We start from the raw sequence: 3,443 nt of genomic DNA, 5'->3' as shown, positions 1-3,443 counted from the left end.
TGTTGTCGGGGGATCCGCACCGGGCGGCGGACTTGGTACAGGCAAGCCTGGAGCGGGCCTACCTGCGCTGGGACCGCATCCGCGCCGAGGACCCGGTCGCCTATGTGCGCCGGATCATGGTCAATCAGCAGTATGACTGGTGGCGGCGGCGCGCCCGCTCGCTGGAGTGGTTGACGGCGGTGCCGCCGGATCCAGCGGCACCAGACGATCTGGCCGCACACTCCGCGCAGCGCGCGCTGGTGCTCGGGGCGCTGGGCCGGTTGACCACGCGTGAGCGCACCGTGGTGGTGCTGCGCTTCTACGACGACCTCAGCGAGGCGGCGATCGCCGATGAGGTCGGCGTGGCGGTCGGCACGGTCAAAAGCACACTGGCACGGGCGCTGGGGAAACTTCGAGCCCTGCCGGAATTCTCAGCCGACAGCCGAATCGGGGCGCTGTGATGAAACTCGAAGACCGTCTGCCCAGCCTGCTGCACTATCCATGGGACGACACCGTGCCGCCGGTCTCTGTCGCCGCAGTGATCGTTCGGGCACGACGGCGACGTGTGCGCAGGCGCCTGATCACCGGTGCGGCAACGCTGGTGCTGGCTACGGGCACCGCGCTGCTGGCGAGCGAGTTCGTTACACGCACCACGCCCGACCAGGGCGTCGCCGCGCACTCGCCGGTGCGTACGGTCGCGCTGGATGAACGCCTGACCATCGTGGACGGCGCGCAGATGTGGCTGGAAGGCGGCGAAGCCTGCGTCAACGAATCAGCCGGATGGTTGTGGGATCCCATCGGAATCACCGGGCCGACCAACTGCGCCCTCTACCGCAATGCGCGGCTGAGCGCGGACACCTCGCCGAGTCTCTACGAGGCAATGGGACTGGTCGACCCATCCGACAATCCGACCATGCCGGTGATCGGCACGTACGCCGGACCAACGCCCGCCGGCATCGTGATCTCCTCCGGGCGCTCCACCGCCGTCGCCACACTGGTGACCAGCCCGCAGCTACACGAAGAGTTCGGCTACTTCGCCTACTTGCACCACCCGGCGGACGGCGCTTCGGTCACGGTGACCGCCTACGACGACGCCGGGCGCGTCCTGACCACAGTCACGTGGCCAGGCATCAGGCCGTAGCAGACTCGCTGACGCGCCGACTCGCCCGGGGTCTCTCCCGGAGAGTCAATGCTCTGCGTGCCGGGACGGTCGCGCGCTGAAAGTACTTCAAGATTATTTTGCACAAACCGCCCCCGTTTCTGATGTGCTGTCAACAACGCGTCGCCGCGCGATCACATTGCGCCGTCGATCTGCGTTGTCCGCAGACGCCTTGTGTTTGAGGAGCACTCAGAACCATGACCATCGATGTGGACCACCTCCTCGCGGTGGGAGTCGTCGTCCGTGTCGGGAGCGCAGACCTGTGGGCCGTGACCCGGCGCCTGCTCTCGGCGGGCGTGCGGATCGGCACCGAGGAGCAGTTCGCCCGGCACGGCACGACCCGCAGTGTGCGGGTCGGCTACAGCGACAACCCTCCCGACGGCGAAGGATCGTGATCGTGGAACTCGGGGACCAGGGTTTGAACCGCGCGGTCGGCGAACTTCCCGTTCGCGCCGCTGCCGCCGCTTCATTCGACGCCTTCTACGATCAGTATCAGGACGTGTGGGTGCGCTACGCGCATGCCAAGACCGGCAGCCGGGACGCGGCGGAGCAGATCGCGGACGCGGTCACCGCGCACATGGCCGAAAGCTGGCAGCAGGTGCAGCGGACGCAGAGCGCCGCCCGGCACGCGTGGAAAGTGCTCAAGGCGACGGTGGCGCGCTGGCTCGACGAGCGCGGGCCCGGATCGGCATTCGTCGAAACGGCCGCGTTCGACCGGGTGGAACGGGTGCTCAAGCGCTCCCGTGAACGCTTCGCCGCGATGGAGGAGTCGCTCGGGCTCTACAGCGCGATCTCCCGCCTGCCCGAGCGCCAGTACGACGCGATCGTGCTGCGTTTCGTCCTCGAGTATCCCTACGGCACCGTCGCGACCCTGCTGGGCGTGCCCGAAGGCACGGTGCGCTCGAACGTGCGCCACGCGAAGAAGCGCTTGGCCGAGGATCTCGGTATGCCACACCTGATCGAAAACGAGGCCTGAGCGTGCACCCCACGGACGGATCCGGCAGTCCCATCGACCTGCTGCTGGCCGACGCGCAGATCCTGACCGATTACGAGCGCGGCCAGGCGCCGAGCGCCGCCGAGCGCATCGCCCGCGCGGCCGCGCGCGTTCGCCGCCCCGGGCCCGGCCTGGCCATGTTCCGCGCCGGGCGCTGCGAGCAGGACGAGCAGGCCCGCCAGGAGCTCGACCTGATCTGCGCCCAGGTTCTCGGTACGCCGCAGGCCGCGGCCTCGCTCACCTCGCTATCCAGGCTCGGCGACTGCCGACAGGTCGAACCGGACGGCGCGCTGGTCTTCGCCTGCCTGCTCCACCTGGTCGGCCGCGAGGACGGCGCGCAGTTCTGGTGGCAGTTCGCCGCGGGAAGCGGCATCTACAACGCCGCGCGATGCCTGGCCCTGCATCATCAGCGCAACGCGGATTTCCACGACGCGCGGCTCTGGCGCGAACAAGCCGACCGCCTGCTCACCCAACAGGGTGATTACGACCCCGCGCCGACGCCACCGGCGCCGACGCAGCGCCCGTTGCTGCCCGACCACGTCGCCAAGCGGCTGCTTGAGCAGTGCCGGCACGGCATCCGGCCCCGGCTGCCCGCCGAGTTGGAAGAAGCCGTCAACCGCCTGGTCATCGAGTACGACGACGCGGATCTCGGCGAGGTGCCTCACCCCTCGCCCCAATTGCCCCGCGCCCTCGGTGCGCACCGCTGACCCGCCGACCGTCCGCCGAACTTCCACACTCGACCGCTCGAACCGGAGTGCCTGCTATGCCTGCCATGACAGCTCTGACTCACGCTTCGTCCCCGCCGGTGGAACGGCCGCGCACCCGGGTGGCCGGGACCAGAACGTTGCACCTCGCCCACACTCGCGATCGGTGCGAGGACGTGCGGCTCCAGTTGCGGATCCGCTCCGTCCAGTTCGGTGAGTACACGATGGCCTCACTCGCGGGCGAACTCGATCTGGTGACCTTCGACCGCCTGCGCGACGCCTTGTTGGAGCTGCTGGACCGGCAGGCCGTGCCGCGCCTGGTTCTCGACTTGGCCGACGTGACGTTCGCCGACGCCCGCGGGCTTTCCCCGCTGGTACGTGCCAGTTGCATCGCGACGACCCGCGGTGGCTGGGTGCGCCTGGTGCGTGTCAGTGATCGTCTACAGCGGATCCTGGACGCGGCCCGGCTCACGCAGACGCTGCCGACTTATGACACGGTCGCCGAAGCTGCCACGAGTGCCAGGAGGCTGCCGAGTACCTGAATCTGAACCTGCTGCGGGCCCGTGGACGTTACGTCCCCGGGTGGCGGCATCTCTTGCGGCTTCGG

Annotated in this window: 6 protein-coding genes; all 6 read left to right on the top strand. The window is 68.9% G+C overall.

Going from position 1 to position 3,443, the window contains the following annotated elements:
- The coding region (locus VGS97_RS08055) for a SigE family RNA polymerase sigma factor (protein WP_326852634.1) at positions 1 to 440 on the top strand (440 nt) is incomplete at its 5' end.
- Positions 440 to 1,120, top strand: coding sequence for a hypothetical protein (locus tag VGS97_RS08050; RefSeq protein WP_326852633.1), 681 nt, complete (start codon positions 440 to 442; stop codon positions 1,118 to 1,120). The genes VGS97_RS08055 and VGS97_RS08050, both read left to right, overlap by 1 nt.
- A 215-nt stretch (positions 1,121 to 1,335) precedes the next feature.
- Complete coding sequence (locus VGS97_RS08045) at positions 1,336 to 1,533, top strand: hypothetical protein (RefSeq protein WP_326852632.1); 198 nt, start codon at positions 1,336 to 1,338, stop codon at positions 1,531 to 1,533.
- Between the two features lie 2 nt (positions 1,534 to 1,535).
- On the top strand, positions 1,536 to 2,114 hold the full coding sequence (locus VGS97_RS08040) for a sigma-70 family RNA polymerase sigma factor (RefSeq protein ID WP_326852631.1): 579 nt from the start codon (positions 1,536 to 1,538) through the stop codon (positions 2,112 to 2,114).
- Positions 2,115 to 2,116: 2 nt separating this feature from the next.
- Positions 2,117 to 2,839 carry a hypothetical protein gene (locus VGS97_RS08035; RefSeq protein ID WP_326852630.1) on the top strand — a complete coding sequence of 241 codons (723 nt, stop codon included), beginning with the start codon at positions 2,117 to 2,119 and terminating at the stop codon, positions 2,837 to 2,839.
- Between the two features lie 65 nt (positions 2,840 to 2,904).
- On the top strand, positions 2,905 to 3,378 hold the full coding sequence (locus VGS97_RS08030) for an STAS domain-containing protein (RefSeq protein WP_326852629.1): 474 nt from the start codon (positions 2,905 to 2,907) through the stop codon (positions 3,376 to 3,378).
- The last annotated feature ends 65 nt before the right edge of the window (positions 3,379 to 3,443 follow it).

This window comes from Actinocrinis sp. (assembly GCF_035946395.1).
Taxonomy (GTDB): domain Bacteria; phylum Actinomycetota; class Actinomycetes; order Streptomycetales; family Catenulisporaceae; genus Actinocrinis.
This window is presented reverse-complemented; position numbering and strand designations above follow the sequence as displayed.

Bases quoted from the DNA above. Each gene is read 5' to 3' on its own strand.
- VGS97_RS08050 (WP_326852633.1), top strand. From the start codon at position 440: ATGAAACTCGAAGACCGTCTGCCCAGCCTGCTGCACTATCCATGGGAC.
- VGS97_RS08045 (WP_326852632.1), top strand. From the start codon at position 1,336: ATGACCATCGATGTGGACCACCTCCTCGCGGTGGGAGTCGTCGTCCGT.
- VGS97_RS08030 (WP_326852629.1), top strand. From the start codon at position 2,905: ATGACAGCTCTGACTCACGCTTCGTCCCCGCCGGTGGAACGGCCGCGC.